Raw genomic sequence first — 21505 nt, 5'->3', positions numbered from 1 at the left:
GCCCTGACCGTCTGATCAGGGCGGGCGGCGGGACTACAGGATGCCGGGCAGGTTCAGGCCATTTTCGCGCGCACAGTCAAGCGCCGCGTCATAGCCTGCATCCGCGTGGCGCATCACGCCCGTGGCCGGATCGTTCCACAGAACCCGCGCGATGCGGCGGTCCGCGTCCTCGGACCCGTCACAACAGATCACCATCCCGGAATGCTGGGAGAAGCCCATGCCGACCCCGCCGCCGTGGTGCAGCGACACCCACGTCGCCCCCGACGCGGTGTTCAAAAGCGCATTGAGCAGCGGCCAGTCGGACACGGCGTCGGAGCCGTCCTTCATCGCTTCGGTTTCGCGGTTGGGCGACGCGACGGAGCCGGAATCGAGGTGATCGCGACCGATCACGATAGGCGCGCTCAATTCGCCGTTGCGCACCATCTCGTTGAAGGCGAGGCCCAACTTGTGCCGCACCCCAAGACCAACCCAGCAGATCCGCGCGGGCAGACCCTGAAACGAGATGCGTTCGCGGGCCATGTCGAGCCAGTTGTGCAGATGGGCGTCCTCGGACAGGATCTCCTTCACCTTGGCGTCGGTCTTGTAGATGTCTTCGGGGTCGCCCGACAGCGCCGCCCAGCGGAACGGGCCGATGCCACGGCAGAACAACGGACGGATATAGGCGGGCACGAAGCCGGGGAAATCAAAGGCGTTGTCCAGCCCTTCCTCCAGCGCCATCTGACGGATGTTGTTGCCGTAATCGACGGTGGGGATGCCCGCCGCATGGAAATCGCACATCGCCTTGACCTGCACCTTCATGCTGGCGCGCGCGGCTTTGGCGACCTCCTTCGGCGCGGTGTCGCGCTTGGCCTTCCACTCCGCCATCGTCCAGCCCTGCGGCAGGTAGCCGTTGACCGGATCATGCGCCGAGGTCTGGTCGGTGACGATATCGGGACGGACGCCGCGCTTGACCAGTTCAGGGAAAATATCCGCCGCGTTGCCCAGAAGACCGACGGATTTCGCCTCACCGGCGGCGGTCCAGCGCGCGATCATCTCAAGCGCTTCGTCCAGCGTTTCGGCTTTCTCGTCGACGTAACGGGTGCGCAGGCGGAAATCGATGCTGTCGGGGTTGCACTCCACGGCGAGACAGCACGCCCCCGCCATCACCGCGGCCAAAGGCTGCGCCCCGCCCATGCCGCCCAGCCCGCCGGTCAGGATCCATTTGCCCTTCAGATCGCCGCCATAGTGCTGACGCCCGGCTTCGACAAAGGTTTCATAGGTGCCCTGAACGATGCCTTGGCTGCCGATATAGATCCACGACCCGGCGGTCATCTGGCCATACATCGCCAGACCCTTCTTATCGAGCTCGTTGAAATGATCCCAAGTGGCCCAATGCGGCACGAGGTTGGAATTGGCGATCAGAACCCGCGGCGCGTCCTTATGGGTCTGGAACACGCCGACCGGCTTGCCCGATTGCACCATCAGCGTCTGGTCGTCCTCTAGATCGCGCAGCGCGGCAACGATCATGTCGTAGTCCTTCCACGTCCGCGCGGCGCGACCGATGCCGCCATAGACCACCAGTTCATGGGGGTTCTCGGCCACATCGGGATGCAGGTTGTTCATCAGCATCCGCAACGGCGCCTCGGTCAGCCAGCTTTTCGCCGTAAGCTCGGTGCCGGTGGCGGGATAGATATCGCGGGTGTTCTTGCGCGGATCGCTCATGCCGTGCCTTTCAATGTCGGGGCCAGAGAGGCCAGTTCTGCGAGAACGAAGCCCAGATGCGGGCGCAGGCGCTCTGCCTTGCGGTCGTCCAGACGCCATGGTGCGGCCTCATGGGCCAGATACGTGCTTTGCGCCAATTCCATCTGGATCGCGTGAAGCCCCTGCGCCGGGCGGCCATAATGGCGGGTGCTCCAGCCACCTTTGAAGCGGCCATTGACGACAGAGCTACAGCCTTCGGCGGCGGCGCAGATGTCCCGCGTGGTGGCCTCGATCACCGGCGCGCAGGTGGTGCCTTGGTTGGTGCCGATATTGAAGTCCGGCAGGATGCCGTCGAACAGGAACGGAATGTCCGAGCGGATCGAATGGCAATCGTAAAGGATCGCGACGCCATGCAGATCGCGCACGCGGGTCAGTTCGGCCTCCAGCGCGGCGTGATAGGGCGCGTGATAGGCTTGGCGCCGTGCCTCGATCGTGGCCTCGCTCGGCGGGGTGGTCCAGATATCCTGCCCGTCGAAATCGGTCAGCGGCACCAGACCCGTGGTGTTCTGTCCGGGATAGAGCGACGCGCCGGAGGGATCGCGATTGGCGTCGATGACATAGCGATGGAACGTCGCGCGCACGGTGGTCACGCCCGCCAGCAGCCCGTCATAGAGCGTATGGATGTGCCAATCGGTGTCATCAAGCCCACGGCCACGGTCGTTGAGATCGGCGCGCACATCATCGGGCAGATAGGTGCCGGTATGGGGCAGGCCCAGAACGATGGGGCTGTCGCCGCGTTGAATTTCTACGGGGGTCATTGAGCTATCTCCGGCATGTCGATGGCCGCAGCCGATACGATATCGCCATTTGCGATCATCGCCGCCGCGCGTTCCAGATCAGGGGCGAGGTAGCGATCCTCGCCCAGTGTCGCCACCTCCTCGCGCACCCGCGCCACCACGGCCTGCAGGGTGCGGCTGGTGGTCAAAGGCGCGCGGAAGTCGATGCCCTGCGCCGCGCAGAGCAGCTCCACCCCAAGAATGCGGTTGAGGTTGTCGGTCATCTGCCCCAGACGGCGCGCGCCGTGGGCGGCCATGCTGACGTGATCTTCCTGATTGGCGGAGGTCGGCGTGCTATCGGTTACGCACGGGTTGGCCAGATGCTTGTTCTCGCTCATCAAAGCCGCCGTTGTCACCTCGGCGATCATGTAGCCGCTGTTCAGGCCGGGATTGGGGGTGAGGAACGGCGGCAGGTTGAAGCTCAGCACCGGATCGACGATCAGCGCCACGCGACGCTGGGCGATGGCGCCGATCTCGGCAATCGCCAGCGCGATCATATCGGCGGCAAAGCCCACCGGCTCGGCATGGAAATTGCCGCCCGAGACGATCACATCGGCGTCGATCAGAACCAGCGGATTGTCGGTCGCCGCGTTTGCTTCGATCTCCAGCGTACGCGCCGCCATGCGCAGCACATCCACAGCCGCGCCGGTCACCTGCGGCTGACAGCGGATGCAATAGGGGTCCTGCACCCGCGCATCATCGACGATATGGCTGTCGCGGATGTCCGAACCGGCCAGCAGCGCGCGCATCGTCTCGCCTGCCTCGATCTGTCCGCGATGGCCGCGCAGAGCGTGGATTTCCGGCTGCAACGGCGCGGTCGAGCCCATGATCGCATCCGTGGACAGGGCCGACGTGACCAGCGCCGAATGCGCGGCGCGCCATGCGCCGAACAGGCCCGCCAGCGCAAACGCCGTGGAAAACTGCGTGCCGTTGATCAGCGCCAGCCCTTCTTTTGGGCCCAACTCGATCGGGGTGAGGCCCGCAGCCTTCAGCGCCGCGCCGCCCGGCATGACCGTGCCGTCGAATTCCGCCTCCCCCTGCCCCATCATGACCGCAGCCATATGGGCCAAGGGCGCCAGATCACCCGACGCCCCGACCGAACCTTGGGACGGAATAACCGGGGTCACACCCTGTGCGAGCATATCCTCGATCAACGCGACGACCTGAAGCCGCACCCCCGACGCGCCGCGCCCAAGGCTAAGCAGCTTGAGCGCCATGAGCAGGCGCGCGTGACGGCGCGGGATCGCGGCCCCCACGCCGCAGCAATGCGACAGGATCAGGTTGCGCTGTAGCGTGGCGGTGTCCTTGGACTCGATCTTGACCGAGGCCAGTTTGCCAAAGCCGGTGTTGACGCCATAGACCGCCTCGGTTCCCGCCACAGCCTGCGCGATGCGCGCATGGGCCAGCTCGATCGCCGGGTGGCAGGCAGGATCGAGGCGCACCGCGGCCTCCTCCCAGTAAATCCGGGCCAGATCATCCAGCGTGACGGTGCCGGGGGTCAGTGTCAGGGTGGTCACAAGGCACCTCCGATGATGCGAGAGTGAAGCGGGTTGAACCCGATGCGATAGGCAAGCTCGGCCGGGTGTTCGATGTCCCAGACCGCAAGATCGGCGCGCATCCCTGACGCGATGGTGCCGCAATCGGTCAGGCCAAGTGCGCGGGCTGCGTTTTGCGTCACACCGCGCAGGGCCTCCTCCGGTGTCAAACGGAACAGGGTGCAGCCCATGTTCAGCGTCAGCAGCAGCGAGTTGAGCGGGGAGGAGCCCGGATTGATATCCGTGGCCAGCGCCATCGGCACACCATGCTGGCGCAGCGCAGCGACTGGCGGGGCCTGCGTTTCGCGCAAGGTATAGAATGCGCCCGGCAAAAGAACGGCCGTGGTGCCTGCCGCGGCCATCGCCCGCACGCCGTCTTCGTCCAGATATTCGATATGATCGGCGGAGAGCGCGCCATAGCTGGCCGCCAGCGCCGCGCCGCCGAGATTGGACAATTGCTCTGCATGCAGCTTGACCGGCAGGCCGAGATCGCGGGCCACATCGAACACGCGGGCGATCTGCGCAGGCTGGAACGCGATGCCCTCGCAGAAGCCATCGACCGCATCGACCAGCCCATCGCGATGGGCAGCCCGCAGCGCGGGGATGCAGGCCTCGTCGATATAGGCATCGTCGCGCCCGGCATAGTCAGCGGGGGTCGCATGCGCCCCGAGGAATGTCGTTATCACCCGAATGGCGCGACGCTCGCCAATTGCACGGGCCACGCGCAACATGCGCAGTTCGGTTTCGATATCCAGCCCGTAGCCGGATTTGATCTCGATCACCGTGACGCCTTCGGCCATCAGCGCATCGACCCTCCGCAGCGCGTCTGTGAGCAGATCGGCCTGGGTCGCGTCGCGGGTCGCGGACACGGTCGAGACGATACCACCGCCCGCGCGGGCAACCTCTTCGTAGCTGGCACCGTTCAGCCGCATCTCGAACTCGACCGCGCGATTGCCGCCGTGCACGATATGGGTGTGACAGTCGATCAGGCCGGGCGTGACACAGCGCCCGCCAAGGCTATGGCGCGGCAGGTCGCGCGACGATGCAGGCAGATCAGAGGCCGGCCCGACCCAGTCGACCACCCCGCCCCTGACCGCGATAGCCGCATCAGGGATCGCGCCGTAGGCCACGTCCGTGTCCTGCAAGGTCACGGCGGTCAGATCCACGAAAAGCGCGTTTTCTCCGGTCATGGTCGCCCCCAGATGGTCCGATAATTCCCTTTCCTATTACGCCCGAATATGCATTATGTCTATACATAAAAGCGAAAGGTCGCCCGATGATTTTTGCCGCGCATGCCAAACTGCCCACCGGCTGGGCAATGAATGTCCGTCTCTCGCTGGCGGAGGGCCGCATCACCGCCATCAAGACAGATCAGACGGCGCAGCCGGGCGATACCTGTGTCGATACGCTGCTGCCCGCGCTGGCCAACCTGCACAGCCACAGCTTTCAGCGGGCAATGGCGGGGATGACCGAATATCGCATGGCCGGGAGGGACAGTTTCTGGACATGGCGCGATCTGATGTATCGCTTCACCGGCGCGCTCACCCCGGAGCAGGTCGAAGCCATCGCGGCGCTGGTGTTCATGGAAATGCAAGAGGCCGGTTTCGCCAGCGTCGGGGAATTTCACTACCTGCATCACCAGCCGGGCGGTGCGCCCTATGACGATCTGGGCGAATTGTCGGTGCGGATCATGGCGGCAGCGGCAGCCACGGGCATCGGACTGACGCATCTGCCGGTGCTCTACACCTATGGGGGCGCGGGGCAGCAGCCGCTTCAGGCCGGACAGGCCCGGTTCGGCAACTCGGTGGACCGTTTCGCAGAACTGGCGGCACAGGCGGAAGCTGCGGTGACCGATCTGCCCGCCGATTGCCGCGTGGGCATCGCCCCGCATTCCCTGCGGGCCACGTCCCCCCACGATCTGCACAGCCTGCTCGCCGCTCGGAAATCGGGCCCCGTGCACATCCACATCGCCGAACAGCCGAAAGAGGTGGACGATATCGAGCGCTGGCTGGGCGCGCGCCCGGTTGAATGGCTGCTTTCCAACGCCGATGTGACGCCGGAATGGTGCCTGATCCATGCCACCCATATGACCGAACGCGAGACCGCAGACATGGCCCGCTCTGGCGCGGTGGCGGGGCTGTGTCCGGTGACGGAGGCGAACCTTGGCGACGGCCCGTTCAACGGTCCCGGCTATCTGACGGCGGGCGGGGTGTTTGGTGTCGGATCGGATTCCAACGTGCTCATATCCCTGACCGAGGAGCTGAGGACATTGGAATATTCCCAGCGCCTGCGGGACATCGCCCGCAATGTCATGGTGGTTGGCGAAGGATCGGTGGGCGACACACTCTATTCCGGGGCGGCCAAGGGCGGCGCGCAGGCCCTGGGGCGCGACGCAGGCCACCTCGCTGTTGGCGCATGGGCCGATCTGGTGGCGATCGACAGTAACGCGCCCGCGCTCTGTGCCTTGCGGCGCGATCAGATCCTCGACGGGCTGGTCTTCGCGGCCAAGGACGATGTCGTCACCGATGTCTGGTCCGCAGGCCGCCACGCGGTGCAATCGGGCACGCACATCAAACGTAATGAGATCGTCGCAACCTACCGCGCCGCGATGCGCAGCTTGATGGCGTCGCTCTGACCGCGATAGCTCAGCCGGATTTCAAGAACTGCATCACCGTGGCCAAGCACAGGTGCCTGATCGGCAGGCTCCATGAACAGGGTATCGCCGACACCCAAGGCCCGCGCCCCGACCTGCGGCGCGCCCGACAGCACATGATAGGCCAGAAGACCCCGCTGCGGGCAGGACGCACCCTGCCCGCCCGGCCCGCGCCGCGTGACGACATCGCCGCTGCACAGGGTCGGGTCGAACATCAAGTTGAGATCCGTCAGAGGGCCGTCCCGAAGGCGCGCCACGATGGGCAGCCCTCCGTCAAACCGGACCGGCGCCCACGGCACGGCGTCGAACGCTACATCCGGCCCCTCCAGCCGCATCGCCCCGCCAGAGACGACGGTCAGCACACGCTCCATCCCCGAGAAATCCGAGAACGCCCCATCCCGCGCCACATCAGCCCGGCTGATCGTCCACGCCACGCGATCGGACACGACCCCTGTTGCGATCCCGCGCGTCACACCGCCGCCATTGCGCCAAGGCGTTTCGATCAACTCGGCAAGCTGCAAAATCTGCATATCGCCTCCACCACGCGCCACAAAGTCCGGCACAGCACACCGTTGAGAGACAGCCTAAGTATATACATTGGAAGCGCAAGCATCGCCGCGCCCGAGGGGAACTGAACCCAGCCGATGCGAGCTACCAACAGATCAAGCGCTTACGGGGCGGCCGCGCTCCGGAGGGTATGTCATCGCTCCGTTTTCCGATGGTGAAGCACGACGCTCGGATAAAATCAGTGCCTCCAAACCCTAGGGTCTGGAGGCACTGATGGTGGTGCCGGCTTCAAGCCCCAATCGAGCGCTTATGGCGTGCTAAGTTCGATGCTTCGGTCGCGCGATGCGCCCGAGGCCTTTTCCATCAGGTCGAATAGCCCAGTTCCGGGGGCCATGAGGTGCTTGAGTGCTTCCGCCGTGGTGCCGCCCTTGGAGGTGACCGCACGCCGAAGATCACCGGCTTCGGTGTCTGCTTCACGCATCATCGCGCCTGCACCGGCGATGGTGTGCACCGCAAGCGTCGAGGCAAGATCCCTCGGCAATCCCATCGCTTCGCCGGCCTTGGTCATGGCTTCGGCCATGGCAAAGACATAGGCCGGGCCGGAACCGGAGATGCCGGTTACGGCGTGCATCTGCTCTTCGTCCGCCAGTGCGATCCCTGTGCCGACGGCGTTGAACAGATCGGCGACGAGCTCGGCCTGGGCATCACTGACATTGGCGTTGCAAGCAAAGACGGTCACGCCTGCGCCGACAGCGGCGGGCAGGTTCGGCATGGCGCGGGCCACTGGCGTTTTCGCACCAAAACTCGCTTCGTAATAGGCCAGCGGCGCGCCAGTTGCGATGGTCACGACGATGGTGTCGCCGTCACCGAAATGCGCCAGCGGCGGCAGGACTTCGGCCAGAACCTGCGGCTTGGTCGCGATGACCAGAACCGCAGGGTTGGCGGGAAGATCCTTGTTCAGGTGAAACCCGGTCTGTGCCTTCAGCCAGTCTGAGGGTGCAGGGTCTTGCACATGGATGGCCTCAGGCTTGACGCCGCTGGCAAGCCAGCCCTCCAGCAGCGCCTTGCCCATGAACCCACAGCCGATCACGACCATGCCGCGGTCGTTGATCGCCTTCACAGCGTCGCTCCTGTGTCGGCGCGGATCAGATCCTTATAGAGGGCCTGAATGCGTTCCATCACGGGGCGTTCGCCGTTGCCGATTTTTTTGCCGTCGATGACGCCCACCGGGGTCTGGGCGCCAAAGGTGCCGGTCATGAAGGCCTCATCCGCGCTGTAGGTTTCATAAAGGGAATAGTTGCGCTCATAGACCGGGATGTCGTTGGCCTTGCACAGGTCGATCACCTTTTGGCGGGTCACCCCGGCCATGCAGTAATCCCCGGTCGAGGTCCAAACCGCGCCCTTTCGCACGATGAAGAAGTTGCAGGCGTTGGTCGTGTTCACGAAGCCATGCGGGTCAAGCATCAGGCCTTCGTCCGCACCGACCTGCTGGGCTTGGATGCAGGCCAATACGCAGTTCAGTTTCGAGTGGCTGTTGTATTTGGCATCTTGGCTCATGGGCAGACCACGGACCTGCGGAACGGTCGCCAGAGTGATGCCGCGCGTCTGCAACGCAGCGGAAGGCTTGGAATGTTCCATGATGATCACCAGCGTCGGGCCGCTGCGGCTCAGCGAGGGGTGCTGATAAGGTTTGGCTTTCTTGCCCCGGGTCAGCATCAGGCGGCAATGGGCGTTGTCCGTCATGCCGTTCGCTTCTGCCGTGCGGTTCAGCGCATCGAGGATGCCGGCGCGGTCCATGCCAACATCCAAAGACACCGCGTGGCAGGAGCCAAAGAAACGATCCATGTGCTCTTCGAAGAAGGCCCATTTGCCGTTGTAAAGCCGCATCCCTTCCCACATGCCGTCACCCAGCATGAAGCCGCTGTCATAGACCGATACCTTCGCTTCGTCGCGATGCACGATCTCGCCGTTCACATAGACCTTGGTGTCAAGGTTGCGGGGATCTTCTTCGGCATCGTGCGAAGTCTGTTTTTCATCCAACATGGATCTTATCCTTATTCAGCAGTTTAGCGGTCGGCGTCGCCAAGGATGGCGAAGGCGGTCATCAGATCCAGATGCGCCCCGCCGCCATTCTTGAAAACGGTGATATCGTCCGGGCCGGTACGCCCAGCATGGCCCTGATCGAGTTGATAGAGATCGGCCAGAACATCGGCCTCGGTGATCGCGCCGCTTGCTAGCGGGATCTTGAGTTCGCCGATGTGGTGTAGCGTGGTGTCGCGGCTATCGACGAAGATCCGCGCTTTCTGCAGCAGCGCATCGTCGGCTTCGCGCATTTCCGCGCGGAAGGCGCCTATCAGGTCCACATGCGTGCCGGGGGTGATCCAATCGCCGTGCAGCACCGGGTCACTCGACATAGTGGCGGTGACGATGATGTCGGCTTGCGCTGCGGCACTTGCAACGTCACTCACGGCTTCGGCAGGCAGCCCGCTGGCGGCGAGGTCCGCGGCCAGCGCGGCGGCCTTTTCGGATGTGCGGTTCCACAGCAGAATACGCTCCAGACCGGGGAAGATCTGTCGATAGGCGGCGGCAACGTTGCGCGCCACCTGCCCTGCCCCGAGGATCAGCAGCGTCTTGCTGTCCTGTCGCGCCAGATGGCGCGCGCCAAGAGCGGAATCCGCGGCGGTCTTCAGATCGGTCACCAAAGCGCTCTCGATGGTGGCGATCAGCGCCCCGGCCCGGTCTTCGAACACCAACATGGCGCCTTGGACCGTTGGCAGGCCACGGGACGTATTCTCGGCCATGACCGTCACGCTCTTGACGCCATAGCCCAGTCCTTCGATCCAGGCCGCGCGGCTTAGCAGGGTGCGCCCCGGCGGCCCGAGGAAGACATCCTCGATTTGCGCGGGAGGCATCCGGTGGCCCGCTGCGATGGCATCGACGATCCGGGTCCAGTCGATGCGGTCGCCATATGATGCGCGGGTCACCAGTTTCATCGTTGCACCGCTTTCATGAAATCGCGGGTGATCTGATGGGTCGGCGCGTTAAACATTTGCTCTGCTGTGCCTTCTTCGACGATCCGGCCTTCGGCCATCAGGATCACCCGGTCGGCCACGGCACGGGCAAAGCCCATTTCATGGGTGACGCAGATGATGGTCATATCCTCGCGCGCGAGGGCCTGCATGACGTCCAGCACTTCCGAGATCATTTCCGGATCAAGCGCCGAGGTCGGCTCGTCAAACAGCATGATCTTTGGCTTCAGACAAAGCGCGCGCGCCAGAGCCACCCGTTGCTGCTGACCTCCCGAAAGCTGATCGGGGTATTTGTCGACATGCTCCTGCACCTGCATCTTGGCCAGTTGCGACAGCGCCTCTTCGGTGGCGGCAGCGCGGTCTTTGCCAATGGCGCGGATCTGCGGCAGCACGCAGTTCTCTAAAATCGTCAGATGCGGAAACAGGTTGAAGTTCTGAAACACCATGCCGACCTGTTTGCGCACCAAATTGCACAAGTGCCGGTCATCGCCCACGGCAAGGCCCAGAACCTCGACCGTGCCCGACGCATAGGTTTCCAGCCCGTTGATACAGCGGATTAGAGTGGATTTGCCCGACCCGGACGGGCCACAGATCACCAGCGTCTGGCCATCAGGCACATCAAGATTGATGTCGCGCAGCGCGTGATAGTCGCCGTAATATTTATCGACGGATTGAATATGGATTGCGGGATCAGCCATGTCCGAGCCTCATGCGGGTTTCCAGCCACGCGCCATAACGCGACAGTCCGAAGACGAAAATGAAGTAGATGAAGGCGAGGAAAATATAGACCTCGACATATTGGTTGCCCCATTCGCCTGTGCCGATGGCGGCATTGCCCGAGGCCATAAGCTCGAAGAAACCAACAAAGGTCACGATCGAGGTTTCCTTGAAGGTGATGACCGCCTGGTTGATCGTCGAGGGCAGCGTGTTGCGGAATGCCTGCGGCAGCAGGATGTCGGCCACCAAAGACCAATAGGGCATCCCTAGCGCGACGGCAGCCTCTTCCTGCCCGGCGGAGGTGGATTGCAGCCCGGCGCGGATGATCTCGGCCTGATAGGCGGCAAAGAACACCGCGAATGCCACCACCACGCGCATCAGCTTGTTGCCCTGCAACGCTTCGGGAGCAATCAGCGGCACCACCACGGCGGCGGCAAACAGGATCGTCAGCAAAGGCAGCGAGCGGACGAAGTCGATCAACAGGCCGAAGGCCTTGGCAATCACCGGCAAGTCAGAGCGCCGCGCCAGCGCGAACAGCACCGCCAAGGGCATCCCGATGACGAAGACCGCCGAAAAGATGAACAGGGTCAGCGCCAGACCGCCCCACTGTTCAGATGTGACCAGCGGCATGTTCCAGAACCCGCCGCGCATCAGCAAAACGAAGATGGCAAAGCCGCCTACCCAGAGCATCGGCAACCGCCGGATCGACCAGAACAAAGGCACGCAGGACAAAACCATCGTTACGATGATGACAAGGCACGCCAAGGTCGAGCGCCACTGTTCGGCGTAAGGATAGAGCCCGAACATGATCAGCCGACCCCGGCTTTCGATCACTGCCCAGCAGGCCCCGGCGTCATAAGTGCATTGATCGCGGTTTTCGAGCCGGAAGATCGCGTCAAAGATCGCCCAGTCGGCGATCGACATGAGCAGCCAGACGATCAGCGCGCCAAAGGCCACCGACATGACGCCATCGAATTTGGTGGCAAAGAAGTTTTTGCGCAGCCGGGCGAGAAAGCCTGTCGCGTTTCCCGGATTGTCGAGGGCAAGGCTCATCTCAACTTCTCCCCTTGATCTTGATACGGTCGTTGATCGCGTTCATCACAAAGGCAATCGAGTAGTTGAGCACGATGAACCCACCCATCAGCAGCGCCAGAAGTTCGAGTGTCTGGCCGCTTTGGTTGATCGAGGTCGAAATCACGGCAAAATAATCGGGGTAGCCTACGGCAAGGCCCACGGTCGTTGCTTTCATCAGCCAGACATACTGGTTGGTCAGCGACGGCAGCGAGGCGCGCAGCGCCAGCGGCACAAGGATCAGGCGGTTGATCTGAAAGGCGCTGAGGCCCAGGGCGCGCCCTGCCTCCAGCTTGCCCCGGTCAACGGAGATCAGACCGCCGCGGATGATCTCGCCGATATAGGCGGCGCCGAACAGCACGAGGCCCACGACAAGCGCCGTCATTTCCGGCTTCAACGTCACGCCACCGGCAATGCGCAGACCTTTAAGCTCCGGCAGCGACAGGATCGGCGTGCCCGCCTCATGGCCCAGCACGACCAGCGTCAAGAACAGCACTGCAACCCCGCCAAACCCGACACCAAAGCGGATGGCACGGCCCAGCCGTTCGCGCGTCAGCCACAGCCAGAGACCGGCAGCCACGACCCCAAGCGCCAGATAAACCAACCCGTTTTCCACGAAGGTAAAGCCCGGCAGCACGATCCCGCGGTTCGACAACATCGCGACACCGGCAAGGCTGTGCGCCTCTCTCGGGCCGGGCAGATGGGTCAGGACAGCGTACCAAAAGAACACCTGCAACACGACGGGCACATTGCGAAACACCTCGATATAGGTGGTGCCGACCAGCCGCATGAGCGTGTTGCGCGACACCCGGAGCAGCGCGAGGATCACGCCGAGGATGGAGGCAAAGAACAGCGTCAGAAAGCCGACCAACATGGTGTTGAGCAGCCCGGCCAGGATGATCCGCGCATAGGTCGACCGCGCGCTGACCTCGATCACTGAAAAGTTGATCGGCCAGCCGGTCGTGCGTTCGAGAAAGCCAAACCCGGTGGCGATACCCTGAGCGACGATGTTGCGCTGTGTGGTCACGACGAGGCCAACGGTCACCAATATGATGAGGGCGATGAAACCGGCCTGAATCGCCACCCGTCTGAAGCGGCGTGATGCGAGGATCTGTTGCATGAATGCTTTTCCGACTGAGGGAAGAGCCGCCCCGTGCGGGCGGCTCTTCGACTTCGGTTAGTCCAGAACCAGCGGGTAAAGCACGCCGCCGTTGTTCCACAGATTGTTCAGGCCGCGCGGCAGTTTGTAGCGCGACCCTTCGCCAACGGTGCGATCATAGATTTCGCCGTAGTTGCCGACGGTTTTGATCACGTTGTAGGCCCAGTCATCGCTCAGCCCCATGCGCTCGCCTACACCGGGGGTGACACCCAGCAGACGCTCGATGGTGGGCGACGGCGGGTTGGCTTTCATGTCATCGACATTGGCCTGGGTGATGCCGTTTTCCTCGGCCATCAGCAGGGCGCTGACCATCCAGTTGATGACATCAAGGAAATCGTCCTGACCCTGACGGACGACGATACCTTCGGGCTCCAGCTTCATCACGTCGCCAAGGATGGTGAAGGCTTCGGGATCGGGGGCATTGACGCGGGTGGCCGACAGGAACGGGCCGAAGCCCGCGATGGCATCACAGCGACCGTTGTAGAATGCCGCGCGCAGCTCTTCGCCCTTTTCAAAGGCCAGCGGCTCGTAGGTGACGCCGTTGACTTCCATGTAATCCGCCAAAACCCGCTCGACCGTGGTGCCGGCGTTGACGCAGAACACGCCGCCGTCGAGATCTGCGATCGTTTGAGCGCCCAGCTCGGTCTTGGCCATCGTGTAGAACGGGCCGATGAAATAGGGGCGCGAATATTGCAGGCCAAGATCGGTGTCGCGCGATTGCGTCCAGCCGGTGACCTTGATGATCACATCGACATCGCCCGATTGCAGCGCCGGAAAACGCTGGGCAAAGCTGACGGGGATCACCTGAAGCTTGTCGGGGCTGCCAAGGATCGCGGTGGCCAACGCCTTGCAGAATTCGATGTCAAAGCCCTGCCACGCGCCTTCGCCATCAACTTCGGCAAAGCCCAGATAGCTGCCGTTATGGCCGGTGCACAGCAGGCTGTCGCGCTCTTTGATGGTATCGAGCACATTGGCCTCTTGCGCGCTCGCGGCGGTGACGCCCGACAGCGCAAGCGCCGCGGCGCCCGCAAGTTTGATGAAGGAATTGGTCATTGTTTTCTCCGTCTGTGGAAAGTTTGAGTCATGGCCGCTTTTGCGGTTCTTGGAACGCGGCTGGCGCGTTTCCGTAATTGGCTGCCGACAGTTCCGGCTCCGGCAGCGAGACGCCGAGCCCGGGTGAGCCTGGCAAGGTGAATGTCCGGGGGTCGAAGCCCGGGCCCAACCCGAATTCTTTGAAATACACCTGATGGACGGAGTGATATTCCACATGCGCCACAAGAGGTTCGGCGGCGGCGATGTGGCATGCGGCCATCAGGGCGACACCGGTCGACGACACTTCCAGCGACAACCGCGTGCGCGTGCCAGAGCATAGATCGGCGAGCGCGCGGACACCGGTCACGCCGCCGCTGGCGATCGGAGCGGTCTGCAGGAAGGCGATTTGCGCCTCGTGCACCAGCATCGCATGCACTTCGCGGCGATATTCGGCCTCCAGCGCCATCACCGGAACGCCGGCGCGTGACAATTCAGCCATGCCTGCGAAGTCAAAGGCCTTGACCGGAGATTGAAACGCCTCAATGCGACCTTCGGGCAGGGCCTCGTAGATTTGGCGCGCCTCTTGGGCGGAGTAGGAGTAGACCCCGTCGACGATCAGTTTCGCGTCTGCTGGCATCGCGGCCAGAGCGGCATGGACCCGGGCAAGGTCTTCGTCCATCGACAAACCGCCGATCTTCATCTTGCTCAGCCCAAATCCTTGCGCGGCAAATCCCGCCATTTCGCGGGCGAGGTCGTGAACCGTCTTGTCCTGACCGTAAAGTCCGCCACTTGCGTATAGCGATGTGGTGCCGCTGCCGTTTGCGTTGAGTTTGCGCCACAGGGGCAGCCCATCCTGCTGGCTGCGCAGGTCCCAGACCGCCAAGTCGATGCCCGCCAACGCCGACGTCAATATCCCGTGGCGCGCGGTCAGCGTGGCGCGGTCGATCAGACGGTTGGTGATGCCTTCGACATGCGCCAGATCCACGCCTTCGAAATGCGGCAAAACCTCAGTGCGCAGGAAAGCCAGCAACGCCTCCGGAGCGGTGTCGAAACACCAGCATTCTCCCAAACCCGTATTGCCTGCATCATCCTCGAGAACCACGAAAACCGCATGTTTCACGGTCCACCGTATCGCCGGATTCCAAAGCTTGCCGCCGAGGTCGTTTGCATGGGTCGCAAGGGTGGCGCGGGTGATGCGGGGCACGTCAGTCCCCCCCTTTCGGGGTAACCGCAGGCGGGTTGCCGATGTCAAAGCTGTCGTCGGGGACATGGTTGAGCGCCGCAAGAAAGCGGTCGTGAAACTGCATCGAATGGGCGTGCGCGATGGCATCTGCCTGCTGGACGTCCTGCGCCTCGATCGCGTCGACGAAATCATGGTGCTGGTCGCGCATCACATGTTTGCGGTTCGCCGCGTGGAGAAACCGCACGTGAATATGCAGCAAACGCCGCGCCTCGGACAGCAGCACCCGGTATTGCCGGACCACATACGGGTTGCGCCCCGCCTCCGCGATGGCGACGTGAAAGGCAAAGTTCGCCTGCATGATCTGCAGTGCGTCGGTCTCTTCGATATAAAGGTTGAAGGCATCCGCCAGCTCGCGCAGCCGGGCAATATCTTCGACTGTGCGGTTCTGCGCCGCCAGCCGGGTCGCAAGGCGCTGCTGCACATCAAGCGCCTGAATGAATTCGGGAAAATGCGTGAGATCGACCGGTGCGACGATGGTTGACCGGTTAGGCAACCGTTGGGCCAGTCGATTTGACGTCAGTCGATAGAGCGCTTCCCGAATAGGCGAGCGCGACACCGCGAAACGCTTGGAAAGTCCGACCTCGTCCAGCGGTGAGCCCGGTTCAAGCGTCAGCGTCAGGATCTCGTCCCGCAGGATGTCGTGGATTTCAGAGGCGGCGAGCCCGCGCTGGTATGGCTTGGTCAGTTTTTCCGCAGTCACGCCACACCCCCTGAAATCACGACCAGTCCAAGCGACTCGTCTTGTTTCATCTTGTCTACTTTGTGTATACACAATCAGGCAAGTCAGGGCGGGCCGAATTTTCCGCAGCCCGCCTGGAATGACGAAAAGCCGCCCAAAAAATAGGCAAGCAGGAGTGCATGCACATGGATCAGGTCATTGTGGCCCATAACGTCAGCGGGCCTGTCCTTGCTTGCTCCGAAGGGTTGAGCTTCTGGGGAGGCGTGAATGCCGACACCGGCATCATCCAAGATGCCCACCATCCCCAGCACCGGGCTTCGCTGGCCGGAAACATCGTGATGATGCCGACAAGCCGGGGCTCTTGCTCAGGCAGTGGTGTGCTGCTGGAACTGGCGCTGAACGGGCATGCCCCGGCGGCCTTGGTGTTTCACGAAGCCGAAGACATCCTGACCCTTGGTGCCTTTATTGCCGCGCGGATGTTTGACAGGCCGGTCGCGGTGCTACGGCTCACGCGGGAGAGCTATGATCTGTTGGCGGCGAAACCCGAGGCCGAGATCATAGGCAACCGGCTTGTGGCCGATGATCTGTCGCTGGAATTAAGCCCGCTCGACCCCACCGCGCTGGCGCTGTCCCCGCAGGATCAGGCGATGCTGGACGGGGCGCAGGGCGAGGCCGTCAAACTGGCGATGGAGGCGATTTTCACCATGGGCGTGGTGCAGGGCGCGACCCGGCTGACCGACATCACCCGCGGGCATATTGACGGCTGTATCTATGCGGGCCGGGCGAACTTGGTCTTTGCGGAAACGATCATGAACATGGGCGCGGAGGTGACCGTGCCCACCACGATGAATGCAATTTCGGTCGATCAGGAAAACTGGCGCTCCCAGGGCGTGCCGCCGATCTTTGGCGAACCGGCCAGCCGTCTGGCCAGCGCCTATGTCAAAATGGGAGCGCGCCCGACATTCACCTGCGCGCCTTATCTCGATGACGACCGGCCAAAGGTGGGCGAGGATATCGGGTGGTCTGAATCAAATGCGGTGATCTATGCCAATAGCGTTCTGGGGGCACGCACCGTAAAGCACCCCGACTTCTTTGATCTTTTTGTCGCCATGACAGGCCGCGCGCCCCTGTCCGGGGTTTATCTTGACGAAAACCGACAGGCGCAGGTGCGGCTTCGGTTCGATCTGCCCGAAGACTACGACGAAGCAATCTGGCCCCTGATCGGCTGGGTTGCTGGCCAACATGCGCCGGATCGCATCCCGCTGATCGAGGGTCTCGAAAATGCTTCGATCGGCGAGGATGACCTGAAGGCGCTTTGCGCCGCTTTCGGCACCACATCCGCCATGCCGATCCTGCATATTCGCGGTATCACCCCAGAGGGCGACAGGACGGCGAAGCCGGGCGCCGAGATGCACCGGGTGGCGCGCGAAACACTGGCAAAGGCTTGGGTCCAGTTGAACAGCGGCCCGACGGAAATCGATCTTGTCGCTTTGGGAAGTCCGCATTTTTCGCTTAGCGAAACCAGACGATTGGCAGGGTTGATGCAGGGGCGCAAATGCACCGCAAATACCCCAATGATCGTGACCCTCAGCCGCACGACTTATGCAGATGCGGCAAAGGAGGGGCTGCTGTCCACGCTCGAAGAGGCAGGGGTGCGCATCATCAAGGACCTGTGCTGGTGCTCGATTTCGGAACCGGTCTTTCCGCCAACGGCCAAAACCCTGATGACGAATTCAGGAAAATACGCCCACTATGCGCCAGGACTTTCTGGACGATCAGTGCGCTTTGCCAGTCTGGCCGATTGTGTAACCGCCACTGAGCGCGGTCATATGCCAAAAGATCTGCCGATCTGGCTGCAGTGATCCTTTGGCCGGACAGGCCAACAGAACAAAGGAACTCTGGCGGATAATTGGAATGGCGGGATTGGACCGCTGTTCCGCTGGCCACTGAAAGATTGCGACGCAAACGCAGCGGGGCCCCAGTGGCCAAGGCTACAGCGCATGTGGCGCACGAAACCCGAATTGAAATCGCCGGGATATCAGCGCTCCGGTGTGTGGCTGACAATTGCAGAGATGCAGCACCGCGCGTGCTCGCTCATGGCGGCGGATGGTTTTTGGCTCGTCAGCCGGCAGCCTTGACTTGATCCGCAGAATTGCCTGGCAAACACGCCGCCCGGTGATTTCGCCCGATCATGCGCTTGCCCATGCCCCCTATCCTTGAGGCACAAGCAGAACTCAGTTGGGACAGAGCCAGAATTGCGCACTATTCTTGAAATCTACCAGCAGGCTTCAAGCATACGTCATAGGGAGGTCTAAAAAGGAGACCAATAGCGAATTCAGATCTTTAAAAATCTGAAAACGTTGTAAATTTTCTGGTGTAATGGTGCCCGGGGGCGGAATCGAACCACCGACACGAGGATTTTCAATCCACTGCTCTACCCCTGAGCTACCCGGGCACGGGTGAGCGTTTCCGCTCGGGGTGGCGCTCTTCTAGACGGGGGGCGGGGGGGTGTCCAGAGGGTCTGACGCAAAAAATTCGCACAGAGACGCAGGGTGTTGCCACGACCTTGCGGCAAGCAGGGTCAGTGCGGTTTGGGGGTGTCCTTGGCGGCCTCGCGCTCGGCAGCTTCGAGCGCTTCTTCGATGTCTTCGGGGTCGGTCGACGGCACCGCATAGGCCCCGGTCATCCACCGGCCCAGATCGATGTCGGCGCAGCGTTTGGAACAGAACGGGCGATATTCATGCTCGGTGGGTTCGTTGCAGATCGGACAAGCCATCACAGCACCTCGGTCAGCGGCACACGTTCGCGTTTGCGCTGCAATTCGAAATGGCCCAGCGGGGTCCATCCGACCAGCGCGGTTTCTATCGGATCGGTTTTGAAGGCGGCACGCAGGGCGTGCTCGAACGTCTTGCGGTCCTTCTTGGGCATCGGCGCCACGTCGATCACCACCTGCCCGCCCAGCCCGCGCAGGCGCAACTGGCGCGGCAGTTCGCGCGCGACGGCGAGGTTCGCCTTTAGCGCAGCAGCGGGGCTGGTATCGCCGCCGGTATTGACGTCGACGGCGATCAGCGCGCGGGTCGGCTCCACATAAGAGGTCGCACCCCCGGCGGCAAAGCCCGGACGGCGCAGCGCCTCCAGTTGATCCAGAACGCCTGCGGTCTCGAAATCCTCGCCCACCGCTGGCAGCACCGGGAATTCGCGCCACGCGACCTCAGCCGCATCGGGCGCATCGAGCAGAAGCTCAGGACCATCATCCTCAAGGTCCGAGGTCACGGCCACGGCGAGGTCGAGCATCTGTGCGATGTCCTGCGCGATGTCGGCGTCCTTGGCCTCCTCCGCGGCGGAGCGCAGGATCAGGCCGAAGCCTTCGGGCGCGTCGACCATGCCCTCATGTGCCAGCAGTTGCAGCCGGTCGCGGGCGTCGTCGTCGCGGATGCCGCGCGCCACGTTGCGCCCCGGCGCATCGGGGGTAATGATGGCGTAGCGGCTTTTGAAAATCACGCGGGTGGTGACGGGCACGGCCTTGCCCGGCTCGGCGCGGCCCGTGACCATCACAAGCAGCGTCTGACCTTCGGCCAGACCTTTGGCGCCGCGCAGGAAGCCTTTATGCCCCGGCAGATCCACGATCATGCCGCCCTGCCCTTTCAGCGGGCGATCACAGCGCGCGCGCAGGATGGCACCGGGTCCGGGGGCGCCGTCAGCCTCCCCATCGAACACCAGATCATCGAGCCGCCCGTCGCGCATCAACGCAGCGGCTGAGCGGCCGTTCAACTCCCCCAAAATCGTTTGCAGGCCCTTCATGGGGTGGTCTCCTGTTGCGGCCCCGGCACGATCCCGGCGGAGCGCAGAAGCGTGGCGGTTTCCGACAAAGGCAGACCGACCACGGCGGACCACGATCCTTGCAGCCATGGAATGAACGCGGCTGCGCGGCCTTGGATGCCGTAGCCGCCGGCCTTGCCCTGCCATTCGTCGCTGTCGAGATAGGTTTCGATCTCGACCGGGTCGAGGGGGCGCATTTTCAGCGTCGTCACCACATCGCGGCAGCGCAGCCGGTCGCCATCGCGCACGGCCAGCGCGGTGATGACCCGGTGCCGCCGCCCCGACAACGCGTTGAGAAAGCGCCGGGCTTCATCCCGATCCACGGGTTTCCCCATGATCCGGCGGCCCAGCGTGACGGTGGTATCGGCGGTCAGGCCGACCTCTCCGTCAGCCAGCGACAGGGCCGCGGCCTTCTCGACCGCCATGCGGCTGCAATAGGGCCGCGCGAGTTCACCCCGGCGCGGGGTTTCATCGATGTCGCAGGGGCGAATATCGGCGGGCACAAGCCCGATCGAGGCCAGCAGCTCCCGCCGGCGCGGGCTGGCCGATCCGAGGATCAGGCGAGGCGTCATGCGTCCGCCGATCAGCGGAAGCGATAGTTGATGCGACCCTTGGTCAGGTCGTAGGGGGTCATTTCGACCTGCACTTTGTCTCCGGCCAGAACACGGATGCGGTTTTTCCGCATCTTGCCTGCCGTATGCGCGATGATCTCATGGCCGTTCTCAAGTTCGACCCGAAATGTCGCATTCGGCAGGAGTTCCTTCACGACACCGGGGAATTCGAGCATTTCTTCCTTGGCCATGTGTACTCCATATCAGCGTCAACCCGTGTTTTCACAGGCGGCGCATAAATGCGCCTGAACGGCGCTGTTTTCAAGTCCTAACCGCGCGGTTTCGCAATCGTTACCCTACGGGCGGCGTTTGCGGCGGGGCGAGTGGTGAAATTGCGGGCTTGGTCACGGGCCCGCGTCGGGATGGGGCATGGCGGTCAGTCGGTGCTGTCTTTGCCCTGCGTGCCGGCTGCGCCCTGCCCTGCGCCAGTGCCTTGCCCCGTGCCTTTCCCAGCGCCTTGCCCCGTCTGACCGCTTTGCCCCGCGCCCCCGACCCGGCCAAAGCGCGCATCCATGCGAGCGATGATCTGATCGCGGGTCTGGCGATAGGCGTCCAGCTTTGCTTCGCGCGATTCGCCCAGCCCGGTGGGGTCCAGCACCGGCCAATATTCGACCTCCAGATGCGCGTAACGCGTCAGGTCGAGCGCTTTGCGCTGACTGGCAGGCGATAGCGCGACGATCAGATCGTAGGATGACAGGTCATCGCCCCATTGCTCCATATCGTCGAAGCTGCGGGCGCGATGGGTCGACAATTCCACCCCGATCTCCGCGCAGACGGAAATGGCAAAGCCGTCGATTTCGAGGTCGTTCTTCACCCCCGCCGATTGCACATAGGCCCGCGTGCCAAACAGCTTTTTCATAAGCCCCTCGGCCATCGGCGAGCGAACGGCATTGTGGTCGCAGCAAAACAGGATCGATTGGGGCATGCCTCCCGC

At 63.1% G+C, this 21505-nt stretch carries 20 protein-coding genes, 1 tRNA gene and 1 pseudogene; 2 read left to right on the top strand and 20 right to left on the bottom strand.

Going from position 1 to position 21505, the window contains the following annotated elements:
• Positions 1 to 33 precede the first annotated feature (33 nt).
• From hutU to hutI, 4 genes are read right to left on the bottom strand one after another with little or no spacing between them, the layout of a single operon-like run.
• The gene (gene hutU / locus CBW24_RS05745; protein WP_088662068.1) at positions 34 to 1701 is read right to left on the bottom strand and encodes a urocanate hydratase; all 1668 of its coding nucleotides are present in this window, start codon (positions 1699 to 1701) and stop codon (positions 34 to 36) included.
• Positions 1698 to 2498 (bottom strand): N-formylglutamate deformylase, encoded by an 801-nt coding sequence (hutG, locus tag CBW24_RS05740; protein WP_097372953.1) that lies wholly within the window; start codon positions 2496 to 2498, stop codon positions 1698 to 1700. Before hutG ends, hutU begins: the two co-directional genes overlap by 4 nt.
• Entirely contained in the window at positions 2495 to 4033 is a 1539-nt protein-coding gene (gene hutH, locus CBW24_RS05735; RefSeq protein ID WP_097372952.1) for a histidine ammonia-lyase, read from the bottom strand. Before hutH ends, hutG begins: the two co-directional genes overlap by 4 nt.
• Positions 4030 to 5241, bottom strand: coding sequence for an imidazolonepropionase (gene hutI / locus CBW24_RS05730; protein WP_097372951.1), 1212 nt, complete (start codon positions 5239 to 5241; stop codon positions 4030 to 4032). The genes hutH and hutI overlap by 4 nt, the downstream gene beginning before the upstream one ends.
• Before the next feature lie 86 nt (positions 5242 to 5327).
• Here hutI and CBW24_RS05725 point away from each other — a divergent pair, with 86 nt between their 5' ends.
• Positions 5328 to 6686, top strand: a complete 1359-nt coding sequence (locus tag CBW24_RS05725) for a formimidoylglutamate deiminase (protein WP_097372950.1) — start codon at positions 5328 to 5330, stop codon at positions 6684 to 6686.
• Here CBW24_RS05725 and CBW24_RS05720 read toward each other — a convergent pair.
• The 10 genes from CBW24_RS05720 to CBW24_RS05675 form a co-directional block, all read right to left on the bottom strand.
• Positions 6647 to 7234, bottom strand: coding sequence for a HutD/Ves family protein (locus CBW24_RS05720; protein WP_097372949.1), 588 nt, complete (start codon positions 7232 to 7234; stop codon positions 6647 to 6649). The genes CBW24_RS05725 and CBW24_RS05720 overlap by 40 nt on opposite strands.
• Positions 7235 to 7518: 284 nt before the next feature.
• Entirely contained in the window at positions 7519 to 8331 is an 813-nt protein-coding gene (gene proC / locus CBW24_RS05715) for a pyrroline-5-carboxylate reductase (protein WP_309764700.1), read from the bottom strand.
• Positions 8328 to 9254 (bottom strand): aminotransferase class IV, encoded by a 927-nt coding sequence (locus CBW24_RS05710; RefSeq protein ID WP_088662074.1) that lies wholly within the window; start codon positions 9252 to 9254, stop codon positions 8328 to 8330. The genes proC and CBW24_RS05710 overlap by 4 nt, the downstream gene beginning before the upstream one ends.
• 23 nt (positions 9255 to 9277) lie before the next feature.
• Entirely contained in the window at positions 9278 to 10204 is a 927-nt protein-coding gene (locus CBW24_RS05705) for an ornithine cyclodeaminase family protein (protein ID WP_097372948.1), read from the bottom strand.
• A complete protein-coding gene (locus tag CBW24_RS05700) occupies positions 10201 to 10938 on the bottom strand; it encodes an amino acid ABC transporter ATP-binding protein (RefSeq protein ID WP_097372947.1) in 738 nt (245 codons plus the stop codon). Before CBW24_RS05700 ends, CBW24_RS05705 begins: the two co-directional genes overlap by 4 nt.
• Positions 10931 to 12010, bottom strand: a complete 1080-nt coding sequence (locus CBW24_RS05695) for an amino acid ABC transporter permease (RefSeq protein ID WP_097372946.1) — start codon at positions 12008 to 12010, stop codon at positions 10931 to 10933. The genes CBW24_RS05700 and CBW24_RS05695 overlap by 8 nt, the downstream gene beginning before the upstream one ends.
• A 1-nt stretch (position 12011) precedes the next feature.
• On the bottom strand, positions 12012 to 13148 hold the full coding sequence (locus CBW24_RS05690; RefSeq protein WP_097372945.1) for an amino acid ABC transporter permease: 1137 nt from the start codon (positions 13146 to 13148) through the stop codon (positions 12012 to 12014).
• A gap of 57 nt (positions 13149 to 13205) precedes the next feature.
• On the bottom strand, positions 13206 to 14240 hold the full coding sequence (locus CBW24_RS05685) for a transporter substrate-binding domain-containing protein (protein WP_088662079.1): 1035 nt from the start codon (positions 14238 to 14240) through the stop codon (positions 13206 to 13208).
• Between the two features lie 28 nt (positions 14241 to 14268).
• A complete protein-coding gene (locus CBW24_RS05680; RefSeq protein ID WP_198405235.1) occupies positions 14269 to 15423 on the bottom strand; it encodes a mandelate racemase/muconate lactonizing enzyme family protein in 1155 nt (384 codons plus the stop codon).
• A gap of 1 nt (position 15424) precedes the next feature.
• Positions 15425 to 16162, bottom strand: coding sequence for a GntR family transcriptional regulator (locus CBW24_RS05675; protein ID WP_157773078.1), 738 nt, complete (start codon positions 16160 to 16162; stop codon positions 15425 to 15427).
• A 164-nt stretch (positions 16163 to 16326) separates the two neighbouring features.
• On the opposite strand from CBW24_RS05675, the gene lhpI reads away from it, so the two are divergent.
• A complete protein-coding gene (gene lhpI, locus CBW24_RS05670) occupies positions 16327 to 18003 on the top strand; it encodes a cis-3-hydroxy-L-proline dehydratase (protein ID WP_097372942.1) in 1677 nt (558 codons plus the stop codon).
• A 518-nt stretch (positions 18004 to 18521) separates the two neighbouring features.
• Here lhpI and CBW24_RS05665 read toward each other — a convergent pair.
• The 6 genes and pseudogenes from CBW24_RS05665 to CBW24_RS05640 all read right to left on the bottom strand — a co-directional run.
• Positions 18522 to 18596, bottom strand: a tRNA-Phe gene (locus CBW24_RS05665).
• A gap of 126 nt (positions 18597 to 18722) precedes the next feature.
• Positions 18723 to 18917: a DNA gyrase inhibitor YacG gene (locus tag CBW24_RS05660; RefSeq protein ID WP_088662083.1), complete on the bottom strand. Its 195-nt coding sequence runs from the start codon at positions 18915 to 18917 to the stop codon at positions 18723 to 18725.
• Positions 18917 to 19942: a ribonuclease E/G gene (locus tag CBW24_RS05655; RefSeq protein WP_097372941.1), complete on the bottom strand. Its 1026-nt coding sequence runs from the start codon at positions 19940 to 19942 to the stop codon at positions 18917 to 18919. The genes CBW24_RS05660 and CBW24_RS05655 overlap by 1 nt, the downstream gene beginning before the upstream one ends.
• Positions 19939 to 20532: a Maf family protein gene (locus CBW24_RS05650; RefSeq protein WP_097372940.1), complete on the bottom strand. Its 594-nt coding sequence runs from the start codon at positions 20530 to 20532 to the stop codon at positions 19939 to 19941. Before CBW24_RS05650 ends, CBW24_RS05655 begins: the two co-directional genes overlap by 4 nt.
• A gap of 11 nt (positions 20533 to 20543) precedes the next feature.
• Positions 20544 to 20762, bottom strand: a complete 219-nt coding sequence (gene infA / locus CBW24_RS05645; protein WP_043869071.1) for a translation initiation factor IF-1 — start codon at positions 20760 to 20762, stop codon at positions 20544 to 20546.
• A gap of 305 nt (positions 20763 to 21067) precedes the next feature.
• Positions 21068 to 21496: pseudogene (locus tag CBW24_RS05640) on the bottom strand (arsenate-mycothiol transferase ArsC); the annotation flags it as partial.
• Positions 21497 to 21505 lie beyond the last annotated feature (9 nt).

It is taken from the genome of Pacificitalea manganoxidans, assembly GCF_002504165.1.
Lineage (GTDB): Bacteria > Pseudomonadota > Alphaproteobacteria > Rhodobacterales > Rhodobacteraceae > Pacificitalea > Pacificitalea manganoxidans.
Note: the sequence above shows the minus strand (reverse complement) of the source record. Positions and strands in the feature narration are given on the sequence as shown.

Coding starts and splice junctions, on each gene's coding strand:
- CBW24_RS05650 (WP_097372940.1), bottom strand. CDS start 20,532: ATGACGCCTCGCCTGATCCTCGGATCGGCCAGCCCGCGCCGGCGGGAG.
- CBW24_RS05725 (WP_097372950.1), top strand. CDS start 5,328: ATGATTTTTGCCGCGCATGCCAAACTGCCCACCGGCTGGGCAATGAAT.
- CBW24_RS05700 (WP_097372947.1), bottom strand. CDS start 10,938: ATGGCTGATCCCGCAATCCATATTCAATCCGTCGATAAATATTACGGC.
- CBW24_RS05660 (WP_088662083.1), bottom strand. CDS start 18,917: ATGGCTTGTCCGATCTGCAACGAACCCACCGAGCATGAATATCGCCCG.
- hutI (WP_097372951.1), bottom strand. CDS start 5,241: ATGACCGGAGAAAACGCGCTTTTCGTGGATCTGACCGCCGTGACCTTG.
- CBW24_RS05685 (WP_088662079.1), bottom strand. CDS start 14,240: ATGACCAATTCCTTCATCAAACTTGCGGGCGCCGCGGCGCTTGCGCTG.
- lhpI (WP_097372942.1), top strand. CDS start 16,327: ATGGATCAGGTCATTGTGGCCCATAACGTCAGCGGGCCTGTCCTTGCT.
- infA (WP_043869071.1), bottom strand. CDS start 20,762: ATGGCCAAGGAAGAAATGCTCGAATTCCCCGGTGTCGTGAAGGAACTC.
- CBW24_RS05710 (WP_088662074.1), bottom strand. CDS start 9,254: ATGTTGGATGAAAAACAGACTTCGCACGATGCCGAAGAAGATCCCCGC.
- hutU (WP_088662068.1), bottom strand. CDS start 1,701: ATGAGCGATCCGCGCAAGAACACCCGCGATATCTATCCCGCCACCGGC.
- hutG (WP_097372953.1), bottom strand. CDS start 2,498: ATGACCCCCGTAGAAATTCAACGCGGCGACAGCCCCATCGTTCTGGGC.
- CBW24_RS05705 (WP_097372948.1), bottom strand. CDS start 10,204: ATGAAACTGGTGACCCGCGCATCATATGGCGACCGCATCGACTGGACC.
- CBW24_RS05690 (WP_097372945.1), bottom strand. CDS start 13,148: ATGCAACAGATCCTCGCATCACGCCGCTTCAGACGGGTGGCGATTCAG.
- CBW24_RS05720 (WP_097372949.1), bottom strand. CDS start 7,234: ATGCAGATTTTGCAGCTTGCCGAGTTGATCGAAACGCCTTGGCGCAAT.
- CBW24_RS05655 (WP_097372941.1), bottom strand. CDS start 19,942: ATGAAGGGCCTGCAAACGATTTTGGGGGAGTTGAACGGCCGCTCAGCC.
- CBW24_RS05695 (WP_097372946.1), bottom strand. CDS start 12,010: ATGAGCCTTGCCCTCGACAATCCGGGAAACGCGACAGGCTTTCTCGCC.